Raw genomic sequence first — 26,393 nt, 5'->3', positions numbered from 1 at the left:
CTCCGTCATCCGTCGTAGTCGATCGTGACGACATCGCTCGTCGGTCGGCTCTGACACGTGAGCACGTAGCCGCGTTCGAGCTCGTCGGGTTCGAGGGCGTAGTTCTGGCTCATCTGCACGCTTCCCGCGACGACGCGTGCGCGGCACGTTCCGCACACGCCGCCCGCGCACGCGAACGGCACGTCGGGGCGCACGCGGAGCGCCGCGTTGAGGATCGATTCGTGTGCGGTGACGGGGCTCTCGATGACGGATGACTGCCCGTCGAGCGTGATCTCGATGCGTCGCACCTCGTCGCCCGCGCGCACGACGACCGGTCGCCCGGCGTCACCCGTCGCCGACCGCGGCTCGCCCGTCGTGAAGAGCTCGAAGCGCACGCGATCGGCCGGAACCCCGGCGTCGGCGAGCGCCGCGCGGCACAGTTCGACGAGGTCGAACGGTCCGCAGAGGAACCATTCGTCGACCCCGGCGGGCGCGATGAGCGAGTCGAAGATGCGACCGAGGCGTTCGGCGTCGAGCCGACCCGACAAGAGCGGCGCGGCACGCTGTTCGCGCGAGAGCACGTGGTGCAGCGCGAGCCGGGCGGGGTAGCGGTCCTTCAGCTCGGCGAGCTCCTCGAGGAACATCACGTCGGTCGTCGACCGGTTCGTATAGAGCAGGGTGAAGCGGGATGTCGGCGACGACGCCAGCACGGAGTGCGCGAGCGCCATGACGGGAGTGATGCCCGAGCCCGCGGCGATCGCGCACACGTGGGCGTGATCGAGGTCGGCGAGCGCGCTCGTGAACGAGCCCTGCGGCACCATGACGTCGATGCGGTCGCCGACGCGCAGGTCGCTGTGGGCCCACGTCGAGAACCGCCCGCCGAGGTCGCGCTTGATCGCGACGCTGATGCTGCCCGGCTGCGGGGCCCGGCAGAGCGAGTAGCTGCGGCGGTACTCGCGCCCGTCGAGGTGCGCCCGCATCGCGACGTGCTGACCGGGAACGTAGTCGTACTCGCCCGCGAGCTCGTCGGGCACCGCGAACGACACCTCGACGCTCTCGGGGGTCAGCGGCCGGATGCCCGACACCTCGAGCTCGTGGAATCGCGCGCGCCGCGTGCGCACCGGGGCCGTCATCACAGCACCTTGAAGTAGTCGAAGGGCTCGAGGCACGCGCGGCACTCGTAGAGGGCCTTGCACGACGTCGATCCGAAGCGCGTGACCTCGCGGGTGTCGAGCGAGTCGCAGCGCGGGCACTTGACGCCGAGCGACACCGAGACGGGGCCGGCCGCGCGACGCCCGCTCGGCGGTGCGATGCCGTACTCCGCGAGCTTCTCCCGCCCCGCGTCGCTCATCCAGTCGGTCGTCCACGCGGGCGAGAGCGTCACGCGCACGTCGACGGGCGCATACCCCGCTGCGGCGAGCGCGGTCGTCACGTCGGCGCGGATCGCATCGACGGCCGGGCATCCGCTGTAGGTCGGCGTGAGGATGACGCGCACTCCGCCATCCGGCAGGGCGGCGACACCGCGCAGCACGCCGAGATCCTCGATCGTCAGCACGGGAACCTCGGGATCGACGACCGTCGCCGCGACATCCCAGGCACGTCGGCTCGCGGCATCCGTCGGCATGGGGCGGGCGAGCGTCGCGGTCACCACGATGCCCCCGGGTGCGCGCGGGCGAGCACCTGCATCTCGGCGAGCAGCGGGCCGAGGGTGGGGAAGTGCCGGCCCTGGCGCCCGCCGCCCGCGGCGATCGGTCCGTTCGGAACCTCGAGCCCGGCCTCGCCGAGCGTCGCCGTGAGCTCGGCCATCGTCGCGGCGTAGAGCGTCGACGGCCGCACGGCGATGCCGTCGAGCCGGTCGATGAGCGGGTGATCGACGAACAGTTCGTCGAGGTACGGCCAGAGGTCCGTGACGGCCGTGACCGTACGCCGCCGCGACTCCTCGGTGCCGCCCGCGAGCCTCAGCACCCACTGGGTCGCGTGGTCGACGTGGTACTCGATCTCGCGTCGGCTCTTCTCCGCGATCGCCGCGAGGGTGGGGTCGGATGACTGACGGAGGCGGTCGTAGAGGTGGGCGAAGTAGACGGATGCCAGCAGCTGACGCACGATCGTGACCGCGAAGTCACCGTTCGGCTGCTCGACGAGCCAGACGGAACGAAACTCGGATTCGTCGCGGAAGTAGGCGAGGTCGTCCTCCGACCGGCCGGACGCCGTGCCCGCGTAGTGCAGCAGCGAGCGGGCGTGACCGAGCAGGTCGAGAGCGATGTTGCCGAGAGCGACGTCCTCTTCGAGTTCGGGGGCGCGGGAGATCCACCAGCCGAGCTGCTGCGCGAGGATGAGCGCGTCGTCGCCGAGGCCGAGGGCGTACTCCGCGACATCCGGGGTCGCGACGGCGTCGGCCGCCCCGCTCAGTTCGGCGGCGAGACGCAGTTCGTCGACGCTGACGCTGCCGTGCGACTCGGTCACAGGTGCTTCACCCCCTCCGATTGCGTGTAGTAGACGGCGTGCCGGTAGTTCTTGCCGACGGGGCTCTCGAAGTAGGCGCCCTTGGCGTCGGGATCGCTCGTCGTGATCGCCGCGGCGGGCACGACCCAGATCGAGACGCCTTCGCCGCGACGCGTGTAGAGGTCGCGGGCGTTGCGGACGGCCATCGGCGCATCGGGGGCATGCAGCGAGCCGACGTGCACGTGGCTGAGGCCACGCCCGGCTCGCACGAAGACCTCCCACAGGGGCCAGGTCTCGTTCGGGGACTCTCCGGGCGTCGACATCACGCGGCCTCCCGCGTCGCCGTCGCCTGCTTCGCGGCGTAGGCCGTGGCAGCCTCCCGCACCCACGCGCCGTTCTCGTGCGCCTCGCGGCGTCGACGCAGCCGTTCGGCGTTCATCGGGCCGCGGCCGGCGAGCACCTCGTGGAACTCGGTCCAGTCGATGGGGCTCATCGCGTAGCATCCGTTCGCCTCGTCGTATCGGAGCTCGGGGTCGGGCAGAGTGACGCCGAGCGCCTCGGCCTGCGGCACGAGCATGCCGACGAAGCGCTGTCGGAGTTCGTCGTTCGAGAAGCGCTTGATGTTCCAGGCCATCGACTGCGCCGAGTTCGGCGACTCGTCGTCGGGCGGCCCGAACATCTGGAGCGCGGGCCAGTACCAGCGGTCGACGGCGTCCTGCGCCATCCGTTGCTGGGCAGGGGTGCCGCGCATGAGCTCGAGCAGGATCTCGAAGCCCTGGCGCTGGTGGAACGACTCCTCCTTGCAGATGCGCACCATCGCGCGGGCGTATGGACCGTACGAGGCGCGGCAGAGCGGCACCTGGTTGCAGATCGCGGCGCCGTCGACGAGCCAGCCGATGGCCCCCATGTCGGCCCACGTCGGAGTCGGGTAGTTGAAGATCGACGAGTAGCGGGCACGCCCGGCGATGAGCGCCTCGGTCATGTCGTCGCGCGTCGCGCCGAGGGTCTGCGCGGCGCTGTAGAGGTAGAGGCCGTGGCCGGCTTCGTCCTGCACCTTGGCCATGAGGATCGCCTTGCGCTTGAGGCTCGGAGCACGCGTGATCCAGTTCGCCTCGGGCTGCATGCCGATGATCTCGGAGTGTGCGTGCTGCGAGATCTGGCGCACGAGGGTGCGGCGGTAGGCGTCGGGCATCCAGTCGCGCGGCTCGATGCGCTCGTCGCGGGCGATGAGGTCGTCGAACTGGGCCTCGTCGGGGGTGGTCTCGTTGTGCGCCACGCTGCGCCTCCTCTTTACTGACCGCTCGTTCAGTTATTCTATGACGATCGCGGGGTGGGCTCAACCCGGCAGGGGCGCGGGCTGGCGTGCCGACCCCACGTGTTCGGTATGTAGGGGATGTGCGCCTGTGTAGGCGGGGCGGGCCGCACGGCGCCTACGAAGAGCCCGATCCCCTACAAACCCGGCACGGCGCGGGGGCGGGGCGGCGCGGGTGCAAGGATGTGAGGGATGTCAGAGAGCGACGTACGACGCGGCCGACCGGGCTACGACCGGGGCGGCGTACTCGCTGTCGCCGTGGCCGCGTTCAACGAGTTCGGCTACGACGCGACATCCATGGGGGTCATCGCCGAGCGCCTCGGACTCGCGAAGTCGGCGGTCTACCACCACTTCGGGTCGAAGTCCGAGATCCTCGAGAGCGCGCTCCACGACGCCCTCAGCGGCCTCGAGGGCGTGCTCGCCACGGCGCCCGACGCTCCTGCGGCCGATCGGCTCGAGTTCGTCGTGCGCGGGGCCGTGCACGTGCTCGTCGAGCGCCTGCCCTCGGTCACGCTGCTGCTGCGCGTGCGCGGCAACACCGAGGTCGAACGGTCCGCGCTCGCCCGGCGTCGCGAGTTCGATCGCGCCGTCACCGAGCTCGTCGCCGAGGCCCAGACCTCCGGCACCCTGCGCGCCGACGTCGAGGCGCGGGTCGCCGAGCGACTCGTGTTCGGCATGATCAACTCCCTCGTCGAGTGGTACCGCCCGGGCGGCCCCGAAGACGCCGATCGGCTCGCCGACGACGTCGTCCGACTGACGCTCGACGGGCTCCGTACGCGACCCCGCGCCTAGGCGACCCCGAGCGGATGTCGGCGGCACGCACCAGACTGGTCGAATGACCTCCACACGAGCCGACGCCCTCACGATCCTGCGCCGACTCGTCGGCCGCGACGACGCCGACTTCCACGACGGGCAGTTCGAGGCGATCGAGACGCTCGTCGACGACCACCGCCGGGCCCTCGTCGTGCAGCGCACCGGGTGGGGCAAGTCGGCCGTCTACTTCGTCGCGACGCTGCTGCTGCGCGCTCGCGGCGCGGGCCCGACCGTGCTCGTCTCGCCGCTGCTCGCGCTCATGCGCGACCAGATCGCCGCCGCCGAACGTGCGGGGGTGCGCGCCGTCGCCATCAACTCGACGAACGCCCACGAGTGGGGCGACGTTCTCGGCGCCCTCGACCGCGACGAGGTCGACGTGCTGCTCGTGTCGCCCGAGCGACTCAACAACCCGTCGTTCCGCGAGAACCAGCTGCCGTCGCTCGTGGCCCGCATCGGCCTCCTCGTCGTCGACGAGGCGCACTGCATCAGCGACTGGGGCCACGACTTCCGACCCGACTACCGACGACTGCGCGAGCTCATCGAGCGCATGCCCGAGGGTGTGCCGATCCTCGCGACGACGGCGACGGCCAACAGCCGCGTCGTGGCCGACGTCGAGGAGCAACTCACCGGGTCGGGCGCCGAGGTCGTCACGATCCGCGGGCCGCTCGCTCGCGCGTCGCTCCGCCTCGGCGTGCTGCGACTGCCCGAGTCGAAAGACCGGCTCGCGTGGTTGCTCTCGCACCTCGACGAGCTCCCGGGCTCGGGCATCATCTACACGCTCACCGTCTCGGCGGCCGCCGACACGGCGCGACTCCTCCGCGAGGCGGGCCACGAGGTGCGCGCCTACACGGGGCAGACCGACCCCGACGAACGTCTCGAATCCGAGGCGCTTCTCAAGGCCAACGGCGTGAAGGCCCTCGTGGCGACGAGCGCCCTCGGCATGGGCTTCGACAAGCCCGACCTCGGCTTCGTGCTGCACCTCGGCGCACCGTCATCCCCCGTCGCCTACTACCAGCAGGTCGGCCGCGCGGGTCGAGCGACCGACAACGCCGACGTGCTCCTGCTGCCCGGCAGCGAAGATCGCGACATCTGGCGGTACTTCGCGACGGCGTCGATGCCCGACGCCGAGCGTGCGGCACGCGTCATCGATGCGCTCGAACGCGAGCGGCCGACGTCGACGCCGGCACTCGAGGCCCTCGTCGACATCCGCCGCACTCCCCTCGAACTCCTGCTCAAGGTGCTCGACGTCGACGGCGCGGTGCGACGCGTGCAGGGTGGCTGGGTGTCGACGGGCGAACCGTGGGTCTACGACGCCGAGCGCTACGAACGCATCGCCGCCGAACGCGTCGCCGAGCAGCAGCACATGATCGACTACGAGACGACGACCGGGTGCCGCATGGAGTTCCTGCAGCAGACCCTCGACGATCCGTCGGCTGCGCCCTGCGGACGGTGCGACTCGTGCGCCGGCGTGTGGTTCCCGACCGATCTCGACAGCTCTGCCGGGGCGACCGCGACGAAGGCCCTCGACCGCGTCGGTGTGCCGATCGAGCCGCGCGCCCAGTGGCCGACCGGCGCCGACCGGCTCGGCGTTCCCGCGAAGGGCCGCATCCCCGTCGAGGCGCGCGTCGACGAAGGCCGAGCACTCGCCCGGTTGAGCGATCTCGGTTGGGGCGGCCCCGTGCGCCGCGTGCTCGAGGGCGGTGCGCCTGACGCCGCGATCCCGCGCTCGTTGCTCGACGCGTGCGTGCGCGTGCTCGCCGAGTGGAACTGGAGCGAGCGCCCCGCAGCCGTCGTCGCGATGCCGTCGCGGTCGCACCCGCTGCTCGTCGACTCGCTCGCACGCGGGCTCGCCGAGATCGGGCGACTTCCCTACATCGGTGCTCTCGACCTCGTCGACGGCGGGCCGACCGGAGGGCCGGGCGGCAATAGCGCGTTCAGGCTCGCCGGTCTGTGGGGTCGCCTCTCGGCGTCATCCCTCGACGTGCCGAGCGGCCCTGTGCTGCTCGTCGACGACCTCATCGACAGCCGCTGGACGATGACCATCGCCGGACGCGAGCTGCGGTCAGCCGGCGCGACATCCGTGCTGCCCTTCGCGCTCGGCCTGCGCGGCTGAGCGGTTCCGGCTTCCGGACCCCCGGCCCCAACTTCCGACCCCGGCCCCAATTTGCGGCCCCCGGCCCCCGGCCCCACAGTCAGCGATCACGGATGCTGCCGATCGGCACTCGCCCTGGCGTGTCTCATGCCCGCGGCGGCGTGTCGGGTGCATCCGCAGCATCCGTGAACGCCCCGCGCGCGGTGAACGCCCGCAGCTTCCCCGAACGCAGGCCAGTTAGACGACCTGGCGGAGGGTACGGCGCCACGGCTGGAGACGCTCACTCCACGAGCTCGACGTGCGCACGATCGCATCGGCCTTCTCGGGCTTCGTCGAGTCGGGGTCGGAGCCTGCACCGAGCTCCCGCGATGGCGCGAGTTCGACGCCGCCCTCGCTCGCGCGGGCAGAAGCATCCGCCGTCACCTCAGCCGACGCGCCGAGCGCGACGTGACGCCCGCGGATGGCGGCGGCCGCCGCTCGCAACCGCGGCGCGATCTCTCGAGCAGACGGTCGATCAGCGGCATCCCGGGCCGTCATCGCGATGATGATCTCGCGCACGTCGGCGGGCAGGGTCGTCGGCACCTCGGGGTCGCGCGAGAGACGCGCGAGCGCGGATTCGAGGAGGGTCCCGCGGAACTCCCGCACCCCGGTGAGCGTCTCGAGCAGCACGAGTCCGAGCGCGTAGACATCGCTCGCGGCAACGGCGCCCGTGCCCGAGACCTGTTCGGGGGCGATATACGCGGCGGTTCCCATGATCCTCGAGGTCTGCGTGACCGACTTCTCGCCGGCCGACTGTGCGACACCGAAGTCGATGAGCTTCGCGATGAGCGGTCGACTCGGCGCCGTCGAGTCGCTCACGACGATGTTCTCCGGCTTGATGTCGCGGTGCACCACTCCACGCTCGTGCACGAAAGCGAGGGCGGAGGCGATGTGCGCGGCGACGACAAGCGACTCGCGCACGCGCGGCGTCTTGCCGCGCCGCACCTCGATCCGGTCGGCGAGGTTCGTGCCGCGGGCGAGTTCCATGACGACGAACCGGTAGCGAGTAGAACCACGCTCGACCCAGCCGGCGTCGAGGACGGCGATGACATGCGGATGACTCATCGAGGCGAGCACCGCGATCTCGCGTTCCTGCCGGACCGCCTCGATCTCGTCAGTGGTCGGCGCACGGTAGATCTTGACGGCGACGGGTCGATCGAGCTTGGTGTCGCGGGCCGAGAAGACCCGCGCCATGCCACCCTCTCCGATCTGCTCTCCGAGGACGTACCGGCCATGGGCCAGCGACACGAACGGAACAGGTGAGGTGGTGGGCGCCCCGGCGCTCACGCGCGCACCGCGTCGGTATGACGCGCGGCATCGCCGGCGTCATCCGCCTGCTCGGCGAGCTCGGCCATGACCTCGGCCTCACTCGCGTCGACGGCCTTCCGCATCTCGCGGAGGAAGCCGAGGATGACCGCGGCCTCCTGCTCGCCGAGCGATTCGACGACGCTCATCATGCGGCGGTGCATCGATCCGAGCGTGGCTCGCACCTCGCCGTCGGTGTGACCTGTGGGCACGACGATGATCGAGCGGCGATCGGAGGGATTCGGCTGGCGCTCGACATGGCCCGAAGCGACGAGTCGGTCGATGAGGACCGTCGTCGATGCGCTCGAGATGTCGAGTCGCGCCGCGAGCTCTTTAGGCGTGACGTCGTTGCCGCGCTTCTGCTCCTGGAGCAGGAAGCGGATGGCGAGGAGGTCGGTCTCGCCCATCTTCATCGACGACCGAGTGCGTCGACGCATGTCGGATTCCGCGTCGCGATAGTCGCGCAGGGCGTTCAGGATCTCGACTCCGCGCTGAACACGGTCGGGGTACCAGTATCCCGTCGACGAGTGTTCAGAAGTTGTCATGTGATAAGCCTAGACTATCTAACTAGTAGATGATCTAGTTATTCACGAAGTCATCGAGCAATCACCTCAGCACCGATTGGACAACACCATGGGCCACCTCGTTTACGGACCCGATGCACACAGCTACACGATCGACGACCGCACGATCGCGCACCTGAAGGCAGCCGTGTTCTCGAAGCTGCGTCGCGGCGAGACCTTCACCCTCACCCTCGGCTCGAGCGTCACGGGCCGTGGTCGCGAGACGATCTGGATCACCCAGTCGATCCCGCTGCGCTTCGTGAGCGACGAAGACGCTCCTGTCATGCTCAACCGCCAGTGGGTCGAAGACCTCGTCGCGGCCGCCAACACCAACAGCGGCATGCGCATCGTCGCCGAACCGGTGCTCGCACTCGCGAGCTGACATCACGGTGCGGGTGGCGCGCTCCGCGTCATCCGTTCACCGTCGCCGGACCGCGCCGGGCCCGCTCAGCCGACGAGCTGCGTGTTGATCGAACCCTCGGGTTCCGGCACGAGCTGTAGGCCCTCGGTGCTGTTCGCCGCGACCATGAGCAGCTCGATCCACGCCCGGTTGAGGACGGGCGGGCGGCTGCCGTCGAAGTCGAACCGCAGAGGAATCGACTGGTGCAACCAGATCGTCGAGCGGCCGCCGCCGCGGGCCTTGCCGTGATCCCACGACAGGGTGAAGCTCTCGGAGCGTCGAAGTTTGCTGATGATCGCGACCTTGAGGTGCGCGAGCGGTCGGTCGTCGATCTCGATCTCTCGAGGCGACGCGCCATAGATAAGTCGTCCCACCCGGTCAGAATATTCGATAGTTCGGGCGAACTGCTTCAGCGAACCCCCATTCGATGAACAATCGCGGGGGGCTTGACTTTGGGTCGGATGACACGTGTCGATCATCCGGGAATGCCCGCGTCGCGCGGAGCGCTGTACCCGACGTGAAGAAGATCGGTTTCCTGTCGTTCGGCCACTGGCATCCCTCGCCGCAATCCGGCACGAGATCGGGGCGCGACGCCCTCGTGCAGTCGATCGAACTCGCCGTCGCCGGCGAGGAGATCGGGCTCGACGGCGCCTACTTCCGCGTGCACCACTTCGCCCGTCAGCTCGCCTCGCCGTTCCCGCTGCTCGCGGCGATTGGCGCGCGTACGAGTCGCATCGAGATCGGCACGGGCGTCATCGACATGCGCTACGAGAACCCCCTGTACATGGCCGAGGATGCCGCGGCTGCCGACCTCATCAGTGCGCACGCCGGCGGTGAAGGCCGACTGCAGCTCGGCCTCAGCCGCGGGTCACCCGAGACGGCGCTGAACGGCGCGCACGCCTTCGGGTTCGTGCCGCCCGAGGGTCGCACCGACGCCGATATGGCCCGTGCGAAGACGCAGCTGTTCCGCAACGCGATCGCGGGAGCGGGAGCGGCGCCCGCCGACCCGAAGATGACGGGGTCGAGCGGCCTGCTGCCGATCCAGCCGCAGGCGCCCGGCCTCGCCGACCGCATCTGGTGGGGTGCGGGCACGCGCGCGACGGCCGTGTGGGCTGCCGAGCAGGGCATGAACCTCATGAGCTCGACGCTCCTGACCGAAGACACGGGCGTTCCCTTTGACGAGCTGCAGGCCGAGCAGATCGCGCTCTATCGCGAGGCGTGGGCGAAGGCCGGCTGGGAGCGCGAACCACGCGTCTCGGTCAGCCGCAGCGTGCTGCCCATCACGACCGACGAAGACCGCGGCTACTTCGGCGAGCGCTCGGAGGAGGACCAGGTCGGCATCCTCGACGGCGCGCGCTCGCGCTTCGGGCGCAGCTACGTCGGCGAACCCGACCGGATCGCCGCCGAGCTCGCGCAGGACGCCGCCGTGCAGGCCGCCGACACGGTGCTCGTCACCGTGCCGAACCAGCTCGGCGTCGCGTTCAACACGCGCATGCTGGAGACGATCGTGCGCGACATCCGCCCGGCGCTTTCCTAGCCAGGCAGCCCGCCCCGCGCCTCGTCTCGCCGCTCGTCTCGTCTCGTCTCGGCGTCACGACACGCTGGCCATCACGCCGATGACCAGCGTGTCGTGACGCCGAAAGCGGGCTGCGCGGTATGAGCGAGGTCGATTCCGAAGGACAGTCGGCTTCGCGTCGTCGTGTCCGGCTCCCCCGCTCGACCTGTCGTAGATTGGAAGCCTGCTCGAAGTCACACCATGGGGGGGACCATGTCTACGACGCCACCGGGAGCCGGTTGGTATCCCGACGCTTCAACGCCGGGTCAGTTGCGCTATTGGGACGGTTCGCAGTGGACCGAGAACGTCCATCGTGTCGCGCCGACGCCGGAACCTGCGGGGGCTCCTGAACCCGCGGGGGCTCCTGACGGTCCGCAACGCCCGCGCCGCACCGGTCTCATCGCGACCCTGATCTCGGTCGGAGTCGTCGTCGTTCTCGGCGTCGTGACCGCTGTCGCGTGGGGCCCGGTGTCGGCTCTGCTCTTCCCGAAGTACACGCTCGCCGAGACGAGCGACTACAAGCGGTCGGTCGAGTACCTGCGCGACACCTTCTCCGACCGCGCCGAGAGCCCGCTCGACTATCCGGGGAACGACATGTCCTGGCGTCAATCGGTCGCGTACACGACTGCCGCCCTGGAGTACATCGAGGAGTACATCGACGAGTACGGCGCCGAAGAGATGGTGTTCGACTCGAAGTCGGAGGCAGACACGTACGCCTACGAGAACACGACGTGGGAGTTCATGGATCTCACCTCTCGGCTCCGCGCGGGCGGCATCGGTACGCCGCTCGCGACCCAGTCGTTCCCTCTTGCGCCTGAACTCGTCGCGATCGAAGAGCAGATCGCCGCGATGCCCATCGAGCCCGGAGCGGATGGCACGTACTGGGATGCCGGACAGGCCATCGCCGATCTCGTCGGTGCCGAGCTGACGACCGATCTCTCGCTGAAGGAGTGCTTCGGACTCGACCGAGGAGCGGCGTACTTCTGTTCCATGGAACCGAACTGGGGGCAGATCTTCATCGACACCGCCATGGAGTACGTCGACCAGCCACGCTTCGTCCAGACGGTGAAACACGAGATCGCCCACAAGCTCATGCACACCCAGTGCCAGGGCTCGTGGAACTCGCCCTACAACGGCGCAGCATGGACGGTGGAGTATGGCGAGGGCGCGACGAACTCGTACGCCGTACTGTTCCTCGGGGCCGACCGGGAGGAGCTCTCGTCACGCGGCGAGTACGCGATGAGTGAGCGCACCGACGCGAAGGCGCAGGCGATTCACGACGGCGACCTGGCGTGCTTCGACGACGAGACGCCGCCTCCGCCGATCGAGAACTGACCCACTTCCACGCGGAGGCGAGCGAATCCCGTCGTGACGTCAGGCGGGATACAGCAGTCTCAGCCGTTCGCAGACGACGGGCATGTCAGGCGCGAAGCCCTTCGGGCTGTCGGAGTGCTCGCGCCAGTACCGCTCGTGCACCGCGCGCCAGTGTGCGAGGCTCTGGTCTCCCTCACCCTCGGCGAACGCGTGAGCGGCGGAGACCTCGTCGAAGGGCACGACCTCGACATGAGTCGTCTCGAGCAGGGCCCGGGGCACGCCGGCCCCGTCGAGGATGATGTTCAACCAGCCGACCTCGGGCATCGCCTCGCCGGTGTGCTCGAAGTCCCACAGCGACGACGACGTTCCCGTCTTCGTTCCGGCGAGCACGAGGGCGAGGAGACCGTCGGCGTGAGCCGGTGTCGCGCCGAACGCCCAGGCCTCGGGTGCATCCGCGGGCAGGTCGGGCAGGGCCTTTCGACACTCAGCCCAGAACTCGTCGATCGTCGTCTCTGCGCTCACCTCCCCAGCCTACGAGCAGCCCCACCAACCCCGTCTCGGCGTCACGACACGCTGGTCATCGGCGGTATGGCCAGCGTGTCGTGACGCCGAAACTCACGGGAGGCGCGGCCAGGCCGCCCAGCGCCCCGCGGGGAGGAGCGCCCGCGCCGACTCGAGACGCTCGGCGCTGACTCCGTCGGGCCGACCTCGACCCGACCTGCCGCTGCCGTCGGGCAGAGCGATGGCGTACTCCATCCACGGGTCGGGTCCGCTCTCGATGCTCTCGCTGTAGTACCCGTTCACCACCGCGAACACGTGCATTTCGAGGTCGCCGGCTTCGGCCTCCCAGTGCGAGTCGCACGCGTCGCAGCCGCACGTGGGGAAGAAGAACTCGTGCAGCTCGCCCGCGTGGATGACGATGCCGGGGTAGGCCGTGAAGACGACGGTGAGCGCGGCAGAGGTCGGATCGTTCGGGCGGATGCGCACCGCCCGAGCGACGTCTCCCGCCTGCCGGATGACGTCGCTCGCGACATCCGCCCCCTCATCGATCTCGACGTCGTAGGTCTCGCGCAGGTGCGCGACGATCGCGTCGGCGACGGTGTGCAGCGGAGCGAACCGCTCGGGGTGCGTGTCGACCGAGTACGTGTCGTCGGGCGGCGAGCCCGGCCAGCGGTTTCCGTAGTCGATGACCTGACCGTCGGCGTCGCGAAAGACGGGCGCATCGATCACCGGTCGCACGTAAGAAGTCACCCCTCCATCCTCCCCCGCCACCCGTCTCGGCGTCACAAATGTGCTCTTAAGACGTCCTGAACAGCACATTCGTGACGCCGAGACGGAAGGGCGGCGAGAGGGGCGCGCGGGTCAGGGGGCGGATGACGCGTGCTTCGCCACGAGGGTGAGCACGTCGTAGCTCGCGACGAGGTCGTCGTGCTGGTTGCGGATGACAGCATCCCAGCGCACCTCGCCGTAGTCGTCCGTCTCGCGCGGGGTGATCTGCTTCGCCGTGAGCTCGACGCGCACCGCGTCGCCCGGCGACACGGGCGTCACGAAGCGCAGGTTCTCGAGACCCGAGTTCGCGAGCACGGGGCCCGGCGCGGGATCGACGAAGAGCCCGGCGGCCCACGACACGAGCAGGTACCCGTGCGCGACGCGACCGGGGAAGAACGGGTTGGCCTCGGCTGCGGCCTCGTCCATGTGCGCGTAGAACGTGTCGCCCGTGAACGCGGCGAACGTCTCGATGTCGTCGAGGCCGACGGTGCGGGGCGGCGAGAGCACCTGATCGCCGATGCGCAGTTCGTCGAGGCTCTTCCGGAACGGGTGCGTGCCGCCGGGCCGCGACTCCGCACCCGCGTGCCAGATGCCCGTGATCGCCGTGAGCATCTCGGGCGAGCCCTGCACGGCGGTCCGCTGCATGTGGTGCAGCACGGCGCGGATGCCGCCGAGCTCTTCGCCTCCGCCCGCGCGCCCCGGGCCGCCGTGCACGAGGTTCGGCAACGGCGAGCCGTGGCCCGTCGACGAGCGCGCATCGTCGCGATCGAGGAGCAGCACGCGGCCGTTGAACGCCGAGATGCCCGTCATGAGCTCGACCGCGACGACCGGGTCGTGCGTCGCGATGCTCGTCACGAGCGAGCCACCGCCGCGCGCGACGAGGTCGACTGCGTCCTGCAGCGAGTCGTATCCGACGATGCTCGACACGGGTCCGAAGGCCTCGATGTCGTGGAGGGCGTCGCTCGCGGCATCCGCGAAGGAGAAGAGCAGCGGCTCGATGAAGGCGCCGTCGGGCACGACCCCGCGCGAGCCGTCGGCGAGTACGACCTCGGGGTCGGCGAGCGAACCGACGACGAGGTCGCCGCCGCCCGCCGCGAGCTCGGCGCAACGTCGACGCACCTCGTCACGCTGCGCGAGCGAGGCGAGCGGCCCCATCGTCACTCCGTCGGCACGCGGGTCGCCGAGGACGACGCGTTCGACCCGATCCTGCACGGCACGGATGACGGCATCGACCGCCGCGCTCGGCACGATCGCACGGCGGATGGCCGTGCACTTCTGACCCGCCTTCGACGTCATCTCGACGACGAGCTGGCGCACGTAGGCGTCGAACTCGGGCGTGCCCTCTGCGGCATCGGGGCCGAGGATCGACGCGTTGATCGAGTCGGTCTCGCTCGTGAAGCGCACTCCGCCCGTCTGCACGGCGGCGTGCGCTCGCAGCGTCTCGGCCGTCGACGCCGATCCGGTGAACGCGACGAGGTCACCCAGGCGAAGCCCGTCGAGCAGGCCGGGCACCGACCCGGAGACGAGCTGCAGGGAGCCCTCGGGCAGGTCGCCCGACTCGACGAGCATGCGCACGAAGGCTTCGGCGAGGTAACCCGTCGGCGTCGCGGGCTTCACGAGAGTCGGCACGCCTGCGAGAAAGGCAGGCGCGAACTTCTCGAGCGCGCCCCAGACGGGGAAGTTGAAGGCGTTGATCTGAACGGCGACGCCCGGCAGTCGAGTGAACACATGCCGGCCGAGGAATGTGCCGTCCTTCGAGAGCAGCTCGACGGGGCCGTCGACGTAGACGCGGGCGTTCGGCAGCTCACGCCGACCCTTCGACGAGTACGAGAAGAGCACGCCGATGCCGCCGTCGATGTCGACCCACGAGTCGCGCTGCGTCGCACCCGTCTGCGCCGAGATCTCGTACAGCTCGCTCTTCCGCTCGGTCAGGGTGAGCGCGAATCGCTTGAGCAGCACGGCGCGCTCATGGAATGTCAGCCCCCCGAGACTCGCCTGCCCCGTCGTGCGCGCGTACTCGAGCGCCGCGCCCAGATCGAGCCCGTCCGTCGAGACCCGCGCGACGATCTCGCCCGTCGACGCGTCGCGCACGTCGGTCGCTCCGGCGTCGGACTCCGGTTCCCACCATGCGCCCACGACGTAGCTCGGCAGCACCCCGGTCATGCGTTCTCCTCGGTCCAGTCGTAGAAGCCGGCGCCGCTCTTGCGGCCCAGCCGTCCCTCCGCGACGAGCTGGCGCAACAGCGCCGGCGGCTCGAACCGCGGCCCCAGCCGTTCGGCGAGGTACTCGGCGATGTCGAGGCGCACGTCGAGACCGATGAGATCGGTGAGGCGCAGAGGCCCGACGGGATGGCGGTAGCCGAGCGTCATCGCCGCGTCGATGTCGGCCGCGCTCGCGACGCCGTCCTCGAGCAGCCGGATCGCCTCGAGCCCGAGGGCGACCCCGAGCCGCGACGAGGCGAACCCGGGCGAATCGCGCACGAGGATCGGCACCTTGCCGAGCGCGCGCACCCACCCGGCGGCGGCTGCCGACACGAACGACCCCGTCGCCGCGCCCGACACGATCTCGACGAGTTGCGACACGGGCACCGGGTTGAAGAAATGCATGCCGAGGAAGCGGTCGGGGTGCTCGAGCGCATCCGCGAGCTCGGCGACCGAGATCGACGACGTGTTGGTCGCGATCGTCGCGTCGCGGGCGACGACGCTCTCGACGCGGCTCAGCGTCTCGCGCTTCAGCTCGGAGATCTCGGGCACCGCTTCGATGACGAGCGAGCATCCCGCGAGCGCGTCCACCCCGACGACGACGCTCACGCGCTCGAACACATCGGACGATCCGTTCGCTCCGGCCGCCGGGTCGAGCGCCGACCCGAACCGTGGCGCTGCGCCACCGGCCGCCCGCCGCGCCGACTCGTCGACGATCCGGCGGAGACGCTCGCTCGCGACATCCGCCGCCCGCGCGCTCTGCTCGACGATCGTGACGCGCGCGCCGGCGGTGAGGAACGCGTGGGCGATGCCCGCGCCCATGCGACCGCCGCCGACCACGCCGACCTCGTCGGGAACCTTCTCGGTCATCGTGATCTCCTCTCGAGGAAGGCCGTCATGCGTCGGTGCTTCTCGGCGCTCTCGAAGAGCACCGCCTGCTCGCGGATGTCGATCGCCGGGTGTTCCTGCCGCGGCGCGCGCAGCACGCGCTTCGTGGCCGCCGTCGCGGCAGAGTCGTTCCGCACGATCGAATCGACGATCTGGTGGGCCGCGGCCATCAGTTCGCCGACCGGGTGGAGCGACGTGACGAGACCGATGGCGAGCGCCTCATCGGCCTCGATGATGCGGCCGGTGAGGAGCAGTTCGGAGGCTCGCCCCCGCCCGACGATCTCGCCGAGTCTCCACGAAGCGCCCGCCCCCGCGATGATGCCGAGCGCCGGTTCGGGGTTGCCGAAGCGGGCGGTCGTCGATGCGAGACGGATGTCGGCGGCGTACGCCAACTCGGCTCCGCCGCCGAGCGCGACACCGTCGATCGCCGCGATGACCGGCTGCGGAAGCGCACTCATGCGCTCGAAGGCATACACGTTGATGCCCTCCTCGGCGTCGACCGCGCGTCGGTCGCGGAGCTCTCCGATGTCGGCGCCGGCCGCGAAGACTCCGCCCGCACCCGTGATGATGAGGGGCCGCGGCTCGGCTTCGAGCTCGGCGCAGAGCGCGTGCAGCGCATCGATCGTGGCTCGGTCGATCGCATTGCGTGACGCCGGGCGATCGAGGGTCGCGACGACCCGATCAGGGAGCCGTTCGATACGCAGGGCCTCGGTCATCACACACGCTCCACGATCAGGGCGACGCCCTGGCCGACGCCGACGCACATCGTCGCGAGGCCGATCGAGCCGCCCTCACGCTCGAGGCGGCCGAGCAGCGTGACGACGATGCGGGCTCCGCTCGATCCGAGCGGGTGACCGAGCGCGATCGCTCCGCCGTCGGCGTTCACCCGTGCCGGGTCGAGCCCCAGTCGGCGGATGCTCGCGAGCGACTGCGTCGCGAAGGCCTCGTTGAGCTCGACGGCGTCGAGGTCGGCGACCCTGAGGCCCGCACGAGCGAGTGCCTTCTCGGTCGCGGGCACGGGGCCGAGCCCCATGATCTCGGGGGCGAGAGCCGCGGTCGCACCGCCGATGACGCGCGCACGTGCAGAGAGGCCGTACCGCTCGATCGCCGCTCCACTCGCGACGACGACCGCCGCGGCCCCGTCGTTCAGCCCGCTCGAGTTGCCCGCCGTGACGACGGAACCGCCCGGCACGACGGGCCGCAGGTCGCGGAGCGACGCGAGCGACGTGTCGCGTCGGGGAGCCTCGTCTGCCGAGACGTCGCCGCGGTCGGTCGCGACGGCGATGATCTCGTCGTCGAAGCGCCCCGCGTCGATCGCAGCGATCGCGCGGCGGTGACTCTCGAGGGCGAAGGCATCGGCGTCGGCGCGGGTGATGCCGTCGATGCGCGCGACCTCCTCGGCGGTCTCGGGCATCGAGTACGTGGTCTTCTCACGCGCGGCGAGGCGCGGGTTCGTGAAGCGCCAGCCGATCGTCGAGTCGAACTGCGGCGCGGGCTTCGCGAAGGCCTTCACGGGTTTGCCCTGCACCCACGGGGCTCGGCTCATCGATTCGACGCCACCCGCGACGACGACGTCGGCGTCGCCCGCACGGATCATCTGAGCGGCGATCGCGATCGCCGAGAGGCCCGACGCGCAGAGCCTGTTGACGGTGATGCCGGGCACCGTGTCGGGCAGTCCCGCGAGCAGCACGGCGAGGCGCGCGACGTTGCGGTTGTCCTCGCCTGCCTGGTTCGCGGCGCCGAGCACGACCTCGTCGATCGCTTCGGGCGGCACTCCGGACCGCCGCACGGCCTCGCCGACGACGAGTGCCGCGAGGTCGTCAGGGCGCACGCGCGAGAGCGACCCGCCGTATCGCCCGATCGGGGTGCGCACACCGCCGACGAGGTACGCCTCGGCCATGCCGCCTCCCGACGTCGTCGTCTGGTGGGTGCGCACGAGTCATCCGCCGCACCCCGATCGGAATTAGTGAACGATCGTTCAGTAAGTATGGCAAACGGATGACTCTGCGGCAACGCCGCGCACGCAGACCTTTCCCACCCCACCCGTTTGTGACTCGTTCATGCCGCTATCGGCCGCTCAGAACGACATCAACGAGTCACAAACCGGGGTGGTGGGGGGAGGGAATGGCGAGAGGGCGATCCGCAGGGGTGCCGACGGGCGGCTACCGATGCGAATCGCCCTCTCGGCGACACAGGGTGTGACTAGGCGTTCTGGAGCTTCTGCAGAACCTCGTCACCGGGGGTGACGCGCTCGAACTCGGCCTCGATCTCGGCGCGCTCGAGCAGCTCGTCCATGCGGCGCTGACGGTTGCGCGGGATGAGCGTCACGACGGTACCGAGCTTGCCCGCGCGGCCCGTGCGGCCGGCGCGGTGCAGGTACGTCTTGTATTCGTCGGGCGCATCGGCCTGGATGACGAGGTCGATGTCATCCACGTGGATTCCGCGAGCCGCGACGTCGGTCGCGACGAGCACGTTGACCTTGCCGCTCGTGAGCTGGTGGAGGTTGCGCGTGCGGCGGGCCTGGTTGAGGTCGCCGTGCAGCGAGACAGCGCGGATGCCGCGGTCTTCGAGGAAGTCCGTGAGGTCTTCGGCGAAGGCACGGGTACGCGAGAACACGAGGGTCTTGCCCTCGCGGTCGGAGAGCTGGGCGACGATCTGGCGCTTGTCGGAGTTCTCGATGAGGAGCACGCGGTGCTCGATCGTCGACGACGCCTGGTCTTCGCCGGCGACCTCGTGCACGGCCGGGTTCACGAGGAACTCGTCGACGAGCGTCGCGACGCCCTTGTCGAGGGTCGCCGAGAAGAGCAGCTTCTGGCCCTGGTCGGCGGTGTGGCGCAGGATGCGCTGCACGGGCTCGAGGAAGCCGAGGTCGCACATGTGGTCGGCCTCGTCGAGCACGGTGATGACGACCTCGCTGAGGTCGAGCTTGCCCTGGTCGATGAGGTCTTCGATGCGACCCGGCGTGCCGATGATGATGTCGACGCCGCGCTGCAGCGCGCTCACCTGACGGAACTGGGGAACACCGCCGTAGATCTGCGTCGTGAAGAGTCCCACCGAGCGAGCGATGGGCTGCACCGTGCGGTCGATCTGCAGGGCGAGCTCACGCGTCGGCGCGAGGATGAGAGCGCGGGGCTTCCGGCCCATCTTGCGGTTCTTGCCGCCGTTGTTCTCCATGAGCCGCTCGACCGTCGGAGCACCGAAGGCGATCGTCTTACCGGAGCCCGTGCGTCCACGGCCGAGCACGTCGCGGCCCTCGAGCACGACGGGGATCGTCGCGGCCTGGATGGGGAAGGGGGATGCCGCGCCGAGTTCGCCGAGCGTGCGCACGATGTTGCCACCGAGGCCGAGGTCGCCGAAGGTCACACCGTCGACGTCCTGCGCCTGGATGGCCTGCGCTTCGAGACGCTCGAGCACGACGTCATCCTGCGGGGTGAAGTTCTTCTCTTCGCGCGTCGGGTAGAACTTCGACTCGCCACGGGCGGGGGCGCCGCCGTGAGCGGCACGGGGTGCACGCTCGTCGCGACGGGGGCCGCGGTCGTCGCGGTCGAAACGGGGGCGGTCGCTGCGGTCGTCGCGGCGGGGCGCACGGTCGAAGCGCGGGCGCTCGGCGCGGTCGTCACGGCGGGGCGCGCGGTCATCGCGGTCGAACGAGCGAGGAGCACGGTCGCTCCCACGGTCGTCGCGACGCGGGGCGCGATCGTTGCGATCGAACGAACGGGGCGCACGGTCATCACGACGGGGCGCGCGGTCGTCACGGTCGAACGACCGAGGAGCACGGTCGCTCCCACGGTCGTCACGACGCGGGGCGCGATCGTTGCGATCGAACGAACGGGGCGCACGGTCATCGCGACGGGGCGCACGGTCGTCACGGTCGAACGAACGCGGGGCACGGTCGCCGCCACGGTCATCACGACGAGGCGCGCGATCGTTGCGGTCGAACGAGCGCGGTGCACGGTCGTCACGACGCGGGGCACGGTCGCTCCGGTCGTCGCGGCGCGGTGCGCGGTCATCACGGTCGAATGAACGCGGGGCGCGGTCGCCGCCACGGTCATCGCGACGCGGTGCGCGGTCGTCACGGTCGTAGCGGGGGCGCTCGCCGGAACGCTCTTCGCGGCCCGGGCGCTCGGCACGGTGCGGCGAACGGCCCTGGGCGACGCGCTCGTCGCGGCTCCAGCGCTCCTTGCGGGGCGCTTCGGTCTCTTCCTTGTAGCCGCGGTGGCCGGGGCTCCGCGAGCCCGACTTGGGCGCAGCCTTCTTCGGGGCGAACTTACGGCTGCCCTTCGCGTAGGACGGGTCGAAGTTCGGGCGGTTGTCGCTCGAGGTGTTCTTGGGCATAACAGTGTCTTCCTGGGTTCATTCGTGCACATGGCAGACGAAACTCGCGCGTATTCGCGCAGCTCTCTCTGAGAACCCGGGCACTCATCGACCGGGGCCGTTCACATACGGTGACTATCCGTCGCTGACTGCGACGAAACCGGCCCTCAGACTCACAAACCCATCCGCGCACAACTGCGCGGTGCCTAAGACCGACTCGGCTACTGTACACGTCGACCCTGAGAATCGCCCGCTGATCGGCTCGCACGCGTCATCCGCTCACCCCCGACAAGCAATGTCGGCGAAACACGCGCACCGTAAACTCGCGCCGTGCCACCCCTCACCATCGCCATCGAACCGCCTCGTCAGGCGGAGATCGAACGCCTCCTCGACGGCAGCACCGCGTACGCCGAGAGCCTCTATCCGCCCGAGTCGAACTTCCTGCTCGACATCGCGACGCTCGAGGCGCCCGCCGTCTCGTTCTACGTCGTGCGCGACGAGGGTCGCGCCGTCGGCATCGCCGCATTGGTGAAGGATGCCGGCGAGGGCGAACTCAAGCGCATGTTCGTCGACCCCGCCTCGCGCGGTCTCGGCGTCGCCTCGCTCCTCCTCGAGACCATCGAATCGGATGCCGCGATCCGAGGCATCCGTCGCATCGTGCTCGAGACCGGTGATCTGCACGATGCCGCCCAAGCGCTCTACCGCCGGCACGGCTACGTCGAGATCCCGCAGTTCGGTCAGTACGTCGGTGAGGCGCATTCGGTCTGTTTCGCGAAATCTCTCGCCGCCTCCGCGCTAGCCTGATTCTGTGCAGAGCCCCCTCGACCTCGTGGCGATCATCGCCGAGTCGTTGTCGTGGCTCGGCCTCGGCACCGGACTCGTCTGCCTCGTGATCTGGGCGTCCATGCGCACGGTCGACGGACGCTGGCTTCCGACGCAGGCCGTCATCGTCGACGGCGTCGCCCGCTGGTTCGTGGGCGGCGACTTCCACGAACGCACCCTGTCGCACCACGAACGCGCCGAGGTCACCGACCCCGACGACCAGCGCGTGTACTACAGCGACCGCGACGCGTCGCGCATGATCCTCGAACCGGGGCGCCCGTCGACGCGGGTCCTGAAACTCCTGACCGTCATCCTTTTGAGCGTCGGAGCGGTCTCGCTCGTCGTCTCGATCGCGGCTCCGCTCGCCGCGGGATGACGCGCAGAGACGCGACCTCGTGAGAGCGCTTGCTCCCTGTCATTCGGCGGGTTAGCATCACTGCACCCCTGAATCCGGAGCGCACGTGACCCCGACCCGACACCGGGGCGGCCACGGCGCCCGCAGACTGCGAGCGGCGGGAATCGCCGCCGCCGCACTCACCGCGGCCCTTGGCGTGTTCGCGCTGTCGGCGTTCCACGTTCCGGTGAACGAGATCGACCCCGAACCGGCCCTCGCCGAGAGCGAGGTCGTGTCGCCCGAGATCATCGGAATCCGCACGTTCATCCCGCCGTCGACGATCGACGTCGAGGCCGACATCCCCTACGGAACGCGTGACGACGGCACCCTCCTGACGCTGGATGTCTGCTCGCCCGCCGCGGTCGACGGAGCCGATCCGACCGCCCTGCCCGCGGTCGTCTCGATCCACGGCGGAAGCTGGGCGCGCGGCGACAAGGCGAACGACGACTGGCGACGCGTGTGCCTCTGGCTCGCGAGCGAAGGCTTCGTCGCGGCATCCGTCAACTACCGGCTCGTTCCCGACGCGACGTTCCCCGCCGCGATCGACGACGTGTCGCTCGCGGTCGACTTCCTCCGCACGAACGCCGCCGACTACGGCATCGACCCGGCCCGCATCGGCGCGTTCGGCGGCTCGGCCGGCGGCAACCTCGCGGCGCTCCTCGGCGCACGCGGCGAAGGCCCGCTCGACACCGGGTCGCGCGTCGCGGCCGTCGTCGAGCTCTCGGGTCCCATCGAGCTCACGACCGAGGCCCTCGAGGCCGACGCGAGCAGCATGTGGCTCCACGGAATCGTCGGCGCCTACCTCGGCTGCGACGGCGGCGAGTGCCCCGCGGCATCCGAGGCCTCGGCGATCAGCCACCTCGACGCGAGCGATCCGCCGTTCTTCGTCGGTCACGCCGAGGCCGAGGTCGTGCCCGTGGGCCAGGCCGAGCGCTTCGCCGCAGCCCTGCTGACCGCCGGGGTGCCGCTCGACCTCGCGATCGTTCCGGGTGACGACCACTCGATCGGCATCCTCGACGACGCCCTCCGCACGCGCGTCTCGGCGTTCCTGCACACGCACCTCGCGGCCTCCTGAAACCTGCCCGCCATGCGCGGGTGCGACGCTGGATGCATGACAGATCAGACCGTGACGGTCGCCATCGAACGCCAGGTCGATCCCCGGCGCATCGGTGAAGCGACACGTTGGGTGCAAGCGGGAGTGAACCTCGCGAACACCTATCCGGGCTTCCTCGGTTCGGGGTGGGTGCGCGACGGCGCCACCTCGACGACGTGGCACATGCTCTACCGCTTCGAGGACGAGGAGCGACTCATCGAGTGGGAGCACTCCGACGACCGCACCTCGTGGCTCGCGCAGGCGAGCGACTTCGTGCGCGAATCGCGCGTGCAACGCCGCACCGGCATCGAGGGGTGGTTCGACGACCCCACACCGACGCGCGGCATCGAGGTCGTCACGTCGCCCCCGCGATGGAAGCAGGCGATCAGCATCTGGCTCATCTTCTTCCCCGCGAACCTCGTCGTGAGCGCGCTGCTCGGGCTGCTGCCGTTCTGGAACGAGACGCATCTCGCCCTGCGGCTGCTCGTCAGCACCGTCATCCTCACGCCGATCATGACGTACTGGGGGCTGCCGTTCATCACACGCCTGCTCGCGCCCTGGTTGCATCGGGCGCGGTAGGTTTCGCCGGAGTTCTGGCGCTGTGCCGGAGGGTCGCGGCCGAATCGCTCCGGCGCATCGGCGGAGTTCCGGCGGACGGTGGGCGGATGACGCGGGCGGATGTTTCGTTCGGGGGCGCGCGGCGGCCGGATGACGCGGGCCGCGGTTCCGGGCGGGCGGGCCTCAGCGGCCGATGCCTCGGATTCGACGAGAGAGCTCGCTCGCGGCATCCGTCGTCGATGAGGTGAGGGCGGCGAGACGCTCGTCGTCGATGTCGTTCGCGAAGGTCACGGCGATCGCGGCGGCGGGCCATCCGAGGTGGTCGAGGGCGGCGACGCCGACCGAGGAGAGCCCCGTCGAGACCTCGCCGTGCTCGCGCGCGAAGCCGTCGGCGCGCACGTCGGCGAGCAGGCGCTTGAGGCGGCCGTAAGTCCAGCCGTCGTCGCCCGCGAACGCCGCGGCGTCGGGGTAGAGCGCACGAAGCTGCGCGGGAGGCAGTGCCGCGAGCATCGCGCGACCCGTCGCGGTGAGGTGAGCGGGAAGGCGCACGCCGACATCGGTGATGAGCGAGGGGCGGCGGGGGGCGCGCTCCTCGACGAGATAGAGCACGTCGCGCCCGTGCAGCACGGCGAGGTGACCGCTCTCGCCGAGCCGGTCGACGAGGCTCGCGACGAGGGGGCGGCCGAGGCGCGCGAGGGGTTGCTGCCGCGAGAATCCGCTCGAGAGCTCGAACGCGGCGACGCCGAGTCCGTAGCGACGCTCTTCGGGAAGGTGCACGACGAACCCACGATGCTGCAGCGTCGCGAGCAGGTGGTAGACGGTCGAGCGGGGCAGGTCGAGGGCCGTCGCGATCGCCGTCGCGGGCTGCGGACCGCGCTGCGCGGCGAGGTGCGACAGGATGCGCAGGGCCTGATCGGCCGCCGGAACCTTCGGTTCGACCACGTGCACCTCCGGCGCCAGTCTAGGGTTCGGGGTTCGGCTGATCCCGTCCGCGATCGCGACCGGTACCGCCACCGCGGCCGCCTGCCGCCAACATCACCGCCACGACCGCCACCGCGACACCGGCCGCCCGCCACATCGGATTGTAGGCTTTCGCGCCCTTCGTAGGCGGACGCGAGGCGCCCGGGCCTACACACGCGCGTTTCCCCTACGCACCGCACCGTCATCCCGGCCAGCCGCCGTGCCGCCACGCCGTAGGACCGCCGTGCCGCAACGCCGTAGGCGCCGTGCCGCCGTGCCGCCACCGCCCCTCGGTTTGTAGGCTTTCGCGCCCTTCGTAGGCGGACGCGAGGCGCCCGGGCCTACACACGCGCGTCTCCCCTACACACCACACCGTCATCCGACCGACTGCGACAATGAGGCGACGATCGTCAGGAGGCCCGTGTTCCGCTTCGAACTCACGACGCACTCCACGGCACCGCGCGAGGCCCTCTTCGATCTCTCCCTCGACGTCGACGCCCACGTCGCCTCGATGCACGGCACGAACGAACGCGCCGTCGCCGGAGTCACCTCGGGCGCGATCGGACTCGGCGAGTCGGTGACGTGGCGCGCACGCCACTTCGGCATCGTCTGGAACATGACGTCGTCCGTGACCGCACTCGACCGCCCGTCGCGCTTCGTCGACGAGCAGACCCGCGGACCGTTCCGGAGCTTCCGCCACGAACATCTCTTCATCGAGCGCGGCACCGGCTCGACGATGATCGATCGCATCGAGGCATCCGCCCCGCTCGGCCCCCTCGGCACGCTCGCCGAACGCCTCGCGCTCGGGGGTCACCTCCGCCGCCTCATCGCCGAGCGCAACCGAGTGCTCGTCGCCCGCGCCGAGCGCCCCGGCGCCTGAACCACGCCGGCGAGTTGCCACTTTCGGCCCGTGCGGAGGGCCCGACACGGGCCGAAAGTGGCAACTCACGGCCGCCGCGGGGCGCGGCCGCGCTTCCCCGCGCGGCGCCGCGTCATGTTGCCACTCGTGGCGGGTTGCGGCCGCCTCGCACCCACCACGAGCGGCAACACACCCCGCGATGGGCGAGGTGAGCGGATGACGCACCGCGAGCGACACGAACGGCGGGGCGCATGACGGAGCGCGTTCATAGAGTGGATGCATGAACCGCCCGACGCACATCCGTCTCATGTGGGAGCACTCGGTCGACCTGCCGCTCTGGGATCGCTCTCCCGACGGCGAACCGGGGCCGATCGCGCGCGGAGCCCTCGGCATCACGGCCGACCTCGAGCAGCGGCTCTCCGAATGGAACGCTGCGATCGAGGCGTACCTCGGCGACGACTTCGAGTGGCCGTCTCCGGAGGCATCGCTCGAGTCATCCGTCGCCGAGTTCCTCCTCGCCGCCGAACTGCAGGCCGAGCTCGGCACCGGCACCACTGTGTTCGTCGGGGATGACGAGGACCGCGATGCCGTGACGCCGACCGGAGACGCTCACTTCGAGGCGGTCGGCCCCGAGGGAAGACGTTTCACGCCCCGGCGGCCGACCGTCGTCGAGCAGATGCAGGCGATGCCCGAGAGCGAGTTCTGCGCCATGACGCGCGGAGTCGACCTCGATGCGCTCGTGTGGACGCCCGGCCGGCGGCCCGAACGCGTGCTTCTCGCACCCACCGAGAGCGGGATGCCGCTCGCCGATCGCACTCCGCTCGTCGATCGCCCCGATGAACCCCTCGCCGCCGGCACCCTCCGGTTCGACGAAACACTCGTCGCGCGCCTCCGCGACTGGAACGATCGCTGGCTCGGCGCCGAACGCACGGTCGAGTATCTCGTGAGCGGCTTCCGGTTGGCGGCCGACCTCCAGCATGCGGTGGGTCCGCACACGAGTGTGCTCTTCCCTGCGTCATCCACGTGGCGTTCGACGCCCGCGCCCGAGACTGTCGCCCTCGTCGCACGGCTGCGCTCCCTGACCTAGGGCCCCGCCCCGGGGCATGTTGCCACTCGTGGCGGGTTGCGGCGTCCGCGCACCCACCACGAATGGCAACACACCCCTGCGAGTTGCCGCGAATGCACCGTGCGGGGCGCTGCGGACGGGGCGTTTGCGGCAAC

General features: G+C 70.2%; 27 protein-coding genes. 11 read left to right on the top strand and 16 right to left on the bottom strand.

Going from position 1 to position 26,393, the window contains the following annotated elements; translation table 11 throughout:
- Window positions 1-5: 5 nt before the first annotated feature.
- The 5 genes from paaE to paaA are packed head-to-tail and all read right to left on the bottom strand — an operon-like array spanning window position 6 to window position 3,697.
- On the bottom strand, window positions 6-1,112 hold the full coding sequence (gene paaE / locus BJ972_RS14270) for a 1,2-phenylacetyl-CoA epoxidase subunit PaaE (protein ID WP_129176294.1): 1,107 nt from the start codon (window positions 1,110-1,112) through the stop codon (window positions 6-8).
- Window positions 1,112-1,603 (bottom strand): 1,2-phenylacetyl-CoA epoxidase subunit PaaD, encoded by a 492-nt coding sequence (paaD, locus tag BJ972_RS14265; protein WP_129176432.1) that lies wholly within the window; start codon window positions 1,601-1,603, stop codon window positions 1,112-1,114. The genes paaE and paaD overlap by 1 nt, the downstream gene beginning before the upstream one ends.
- A 20-nt stretch (window positions 1,604-1,623) precedes the next feature.
- Window positions 1,624-2,442 (bottom strand): 1,2-phenylacetyl-CoA epoxidase subunit PaaC, encoded by an 819-nt coding sequence (paaC, locus tag BJ972_RS14260; protein WP_206736540.1) that lies wholly within the window; start codon window positions 2,440-2,442, stop codon window positions 1,624-1,626.
- On the bottom strand, window positions 2,439-2,744 hold the full coding sequence (gene paaB / locus BJ972_RS14255) for a 1,2-phenylacetyl-CoA epoxidase subunit PaaB (protein ID WP_129176434.1): 306 nt from the start codon (window positions 2,742-2,744) through the stop codon (window positions 2,439-2,441). The genes paaC and paaB overlap by 4 nt, the downstream gene beginning before the upstream one ends.
- Window positions 2,744-3,697: a 1,2-phenylacetyl-CoA epoxidase subunit PaaA gene (gene paaA / locus BJ972_RS14250; protein WP_129176296.1), complete on the bottom strand. Its 954-nt coding sequence runs from the start codon at window positions 3,695-3,697 to the stop codon at window positions 2,744-2,746. Before paaA ends, paaB begins: the two co-directional genes overlap by 1 nt.
- A gap of 228 nt (window positions 3,698-3,925) precedes the next feature.
- Between paaA and BJ972_RS14245 the strand changes: the two genes are divergently transcribed.
- The gene (locus BJ972_RS14245) at window positions 3,926-4,525 is read left to right on the top strand and encodes a TetR/AcrR family transcriptional regulator (RefSeq protein WP_129176298.1); all 600 of its coding nucleotides are present in this window, start codon (window positions 3,926-3,928) and stop codon (window positions 4,523-4,525) included.
- Between the two features lie 43 nt (window positions 4,526-4,568).
- Complete coding sequence (locus tag BJ972_RS14240; protein WP_129176300.1) at window positions 4,569-6,659, top strand: RecQ family ATP-dependent DNA helicase; 2,091 nt, start codon at window positions 4,569-4,571, stop codon at window positions 6,657-6,659.
- 216 nt (window positions 6,660-6,875) lie between these two features.
- Here BJ972_RS14240 and BJ972_RS14235 read toward each other — a convergent pair whose 3' ends face one another.
- Window positions 6,876-7,925, bottom strand: a complete 1,050-nt coding sequence (locus BJ972_RS14235) for a serine/threonine-protein kinase (RefSeq protein WP_277871236.1) — start codon at window positions 7,923-7,925, stop codon at window positions 6,876-6,878.
- A 35-nt stretch (window positions 7,926-7,960) separates the two neighbouring features.
- On the bottom strand, window positions 7,961-8,527 hold the full coding sequence (locus BJ972_RS14230) for a MarR family winged helix-turn-helix transcriptional regulator (RefSeq protein WP_129176303.1): 567 nt from the start codon (window positions 8,525-8,527) through the stop codon (window positions 7,961-7,963).
- Window positions 8,528-8,615: 88 nt separating this feature from the next.
- Between BJ972_RS14230 and BJ972_RS14225 the strand changes: the two genes are divergently transcribed.
- Window positions 8,616-8,927, top strand: a complete 312-nt coding sequence (locus BJ972_RS14225; RefSeq protein ID WP_129176305.1) for a DUF7882 family protein — start codon at window positions 8,616-8,618, stop codon at window positions 8,925-8,927.
- 65 nt (window positions 8,928-8,992) lie between these two features.
- On the opposite strand, the gene BJ972_RS14220 is transcribed toward BJ972_RS14225, so the two are convergent.
- A complete protein-coding gene (locus BJ972_RS14220) occupies window positions 8,993-9,319 on the bottom strand; it encodes a DUF7882 family protein (protein WP_129176307.1) in 327 nt (108 codons plus the stop codon).
- 143 nt (window positions 9,320-9,462) lie between these two features.
- On the opposite strand from BJ972_RS14220, the gene BJ972_RS14215 reads away from it, so the two are divergent.
- Window positions 9,463-10,482 (top strand): LLM class flavin-dependent oxidoreductase, encoded by a 1,020-nt coding sequence (locus BJ972_RS14215; protein ID WP_241830870.1) that lies wholly within the window; start codon window positions 9,463-9,465, stop codon window positions 10,480-10,482.
- A 231-nt stretch (window positions 10,483-10,713) separates the two neighbouring features.
- Window positions 10,714-11,835: a DUF2510 domain-containing protein gene (locus BJ972_RS16990; protein WP_206736541.1), complete on the top strand. Its 1,122-nt coding sequence runs from the start codon at window positions 10,714-10,716 to the stop codon at window positions 11,833-11,835.
- Window positions 11,836-11,874: 39 nt separating this feature from the next.
- On the opposite strand, the gene BJ972_RS14205 is transcribed toward BJ972_RS16990, so the two are convergent.
- From BJ972_RS14205 to BJ972_RS14175, 7 genes are all read right to left on the bottom strand, one after another.
- Window positions 11,875-12,336, bottom strand: coding sequence for an ASCH domain-containing protein (locus tag BJ972_RS14205; protein ID WP_129176311.1), 462 nt, complete (start codon window positions 12,334-12,336; stop codon window positions 11,875-11,877).
- 93 nt (window positions 12,337-12,429) lie between these two features.
- On the bottom strand, window positions 12,430-13,065 hold the full coding sequence (locus BJ972_RS14200; RefSeq protein ID WP_129176313.1) for a DUF6226 family protein: 636 nt from the start codon (window positions 13,063-13,065) through the stop codon (window positions 12,430-12,432).
- Between the two features lie 111 nt (window positions 13,066-13,176).
- On the bottom strand, window positions 13,177-15,246 hold the full coding sequence (gene paaZ, locus BJ972_RS14195; RefSeq protein WP_129176315.1) for a phenylacetic acid degradation bifunctional protein PaaZ: 2,070 nt from the start codon (window positions 15,244-15,246) through the stop codon (window positions 13,177-13,179).
- On the bottom strand, window positions 15,243-16,154 hold the full coding sequence (locus BJ972_RS14190; protein WP_129176317.1) for a 3-hydroxyacyl-CoA dehydrogenase family protein: 912 nt from the start codon (window positions 16,152-16,154) through the stop codon (window positions 15,243-15,245). The genes paaZ and BJ972_RS14190 overlap by 4 nt, the downstream gene beginning before the upstream one ends.
- Window positions 16,151-16,888 carry an enoyl-CoA hydratase/isomerase family protein gene (locus BJ972_RS14185; RefSeq protein WP_129176319.1) on the bottom strand — a complete coding sequence of 246 codons (738 nt, stop codon included), beginning with the start codon at window positions 16,886-16,888 and terminating at the stop codon, window positions 16,151-16,153. Before BJ972_RS14185 ends, BJ972_RS14190 begins: the two co-directional genes overlap by 4 nt.
- Entirely contained in the window at window positions 16,888-18,072 is a 1,185-nt protein-coding gene (locus tag BJ972_RS14180; RefSeq protein ID WP_129176439.1) for a thiolase family protein, read from the bottom strand. The genes BJ972_RS14185 and BJ972_RS14180 overlap by 1 nt, the downstream gene beginning before the upstream one ends.
- Before the next feature lie 302 nt (window positions 18,073-18,374).
- Window positions 18,375-20,507 (bottom strand): DEAD/DEAH box helicase, encoded by a 2,133-nt coding sequence (locus BJ972_RS14175; protein WP_129176321.1) that lies wholly within the window; start codon window positions 20,505-20,507, stop codon window positions 18,375-18,377.
- A 309-nt stretch (window positions 20,508-20,816) separates the two neighbouring features.
- Here BJ972_RS14175 and BJ972_RS14170 point away from each other — a divergent pair, with 309 nt between their 5' ends.
- The 4 genes from BJ972_RS14170 to BJ972_RS14155 all read left to right on the top strand — a co-directional run bounded on the left by BJ972_RS14170 (window position 20,817) and on the right by BJ972_RS14155 (window position 23,374).
- Window positions 20,817-21,290: a GNAT family N-acetyltransferase gene (locus tag BJ972_RS14170; RefSeq protein WP_129176323.1), complete on the top strand. Its 474-nt coding sequence runs from the start codon at window positions 20,817-20,819 to the stop codon at window positions 21,288-21,290.
- A 4-nt stretch (window positions 21,291-21,294) separates the two neighbouring features.
- A complete protein-coding gene (locus BJ972_RS14165) occupies window positions 21,295-21,684 on the top strand; it encodes a hypothetical protein (RefSeq protein ID WP_129176325.1) in 390 nt (129 codons plus the stop codon).
- A gap of 85 nt (window positions 21,685-21,769) precedes the next feature.
- Window positions 21,770-22,777, top strand: a complete 1,008-nt coding sequence (locus BJ972_RS14160) for an alpha/beta hydrolase (protein WP_129176327.1) — start codon at window positions 21,770-21,772, stop codon at window positions 22,775-22,777.
- Between the two features lie 36 nt (window positions 22,778-22,813).
- Complete coding sequence (locus tag BJ972_RS14155; RefSeq protein ID WP_129176329.1) at window positions 22,814-23,374, top strand: antibiotic biosynthesis monooxygenase; 561 nt, start codon at window positions 22,814-22,816, stop codon at window positions 23,372-23,374.
- Window positions 23,375-23,536: 162 nt separating this feature from the next.
- Here BJ972_RS14155 and BJ972_RS14150 read toward each other — a convergent pair whose 3' ends face one another.
- On the bottom strand, window positions 23,537-24,295 hold the full coding sequence (locus BJ972_RS14150; RefSeq protein WP_129176331.1) for an IclR family transcriptional regulator: 759 nt from the start codon (window positions 24,293-24,295) through the stop codon (window positions 23,537-23,539).
- Window positions 24,296-24,734: 439 nt separating this feature from the next.
- Here BJ972_RS14150 and BJ972_RS14145 point away from each other — a divergent pair, with 439 nt between their 5' ends.
- Entirely contained in the window at window positions 24,735-25,193 is a 459-nt protein-coding gene (locus BJ972_RS14145) for an SRPBCC family protein (protein ID WP_129176333.1), read from the top strand.
- A 259-nt stretch (window positions 25,194-25,452) separates the two neighbouring features.
- Complete coding sequence (locus tag BJ972_RS14140) at window positions 25,453-26,259, top strand: immunity protein CdiI family protein (protein ID WP_129176335.1); 807 nt, start codon at window positions 25,453-25,455, stop codon at window positions 26,257-26,259.
- Window positions 26,260-26,393: the final 134 nt, after the last annotated feature.

The organism is Agromyces atrinae (genome assembly GCF_013407835.1).
Lineage (GTDB): Bacteria > Actinomycetota > Actinomycetes > Actinomycetales > Microbacteriaceae > Agromyces > Agromyces atrinae.
Note: the sequence above shows the minus strand (reverse complement) of the source record. Positions and strands in the feature narration are given on the sequence as shown.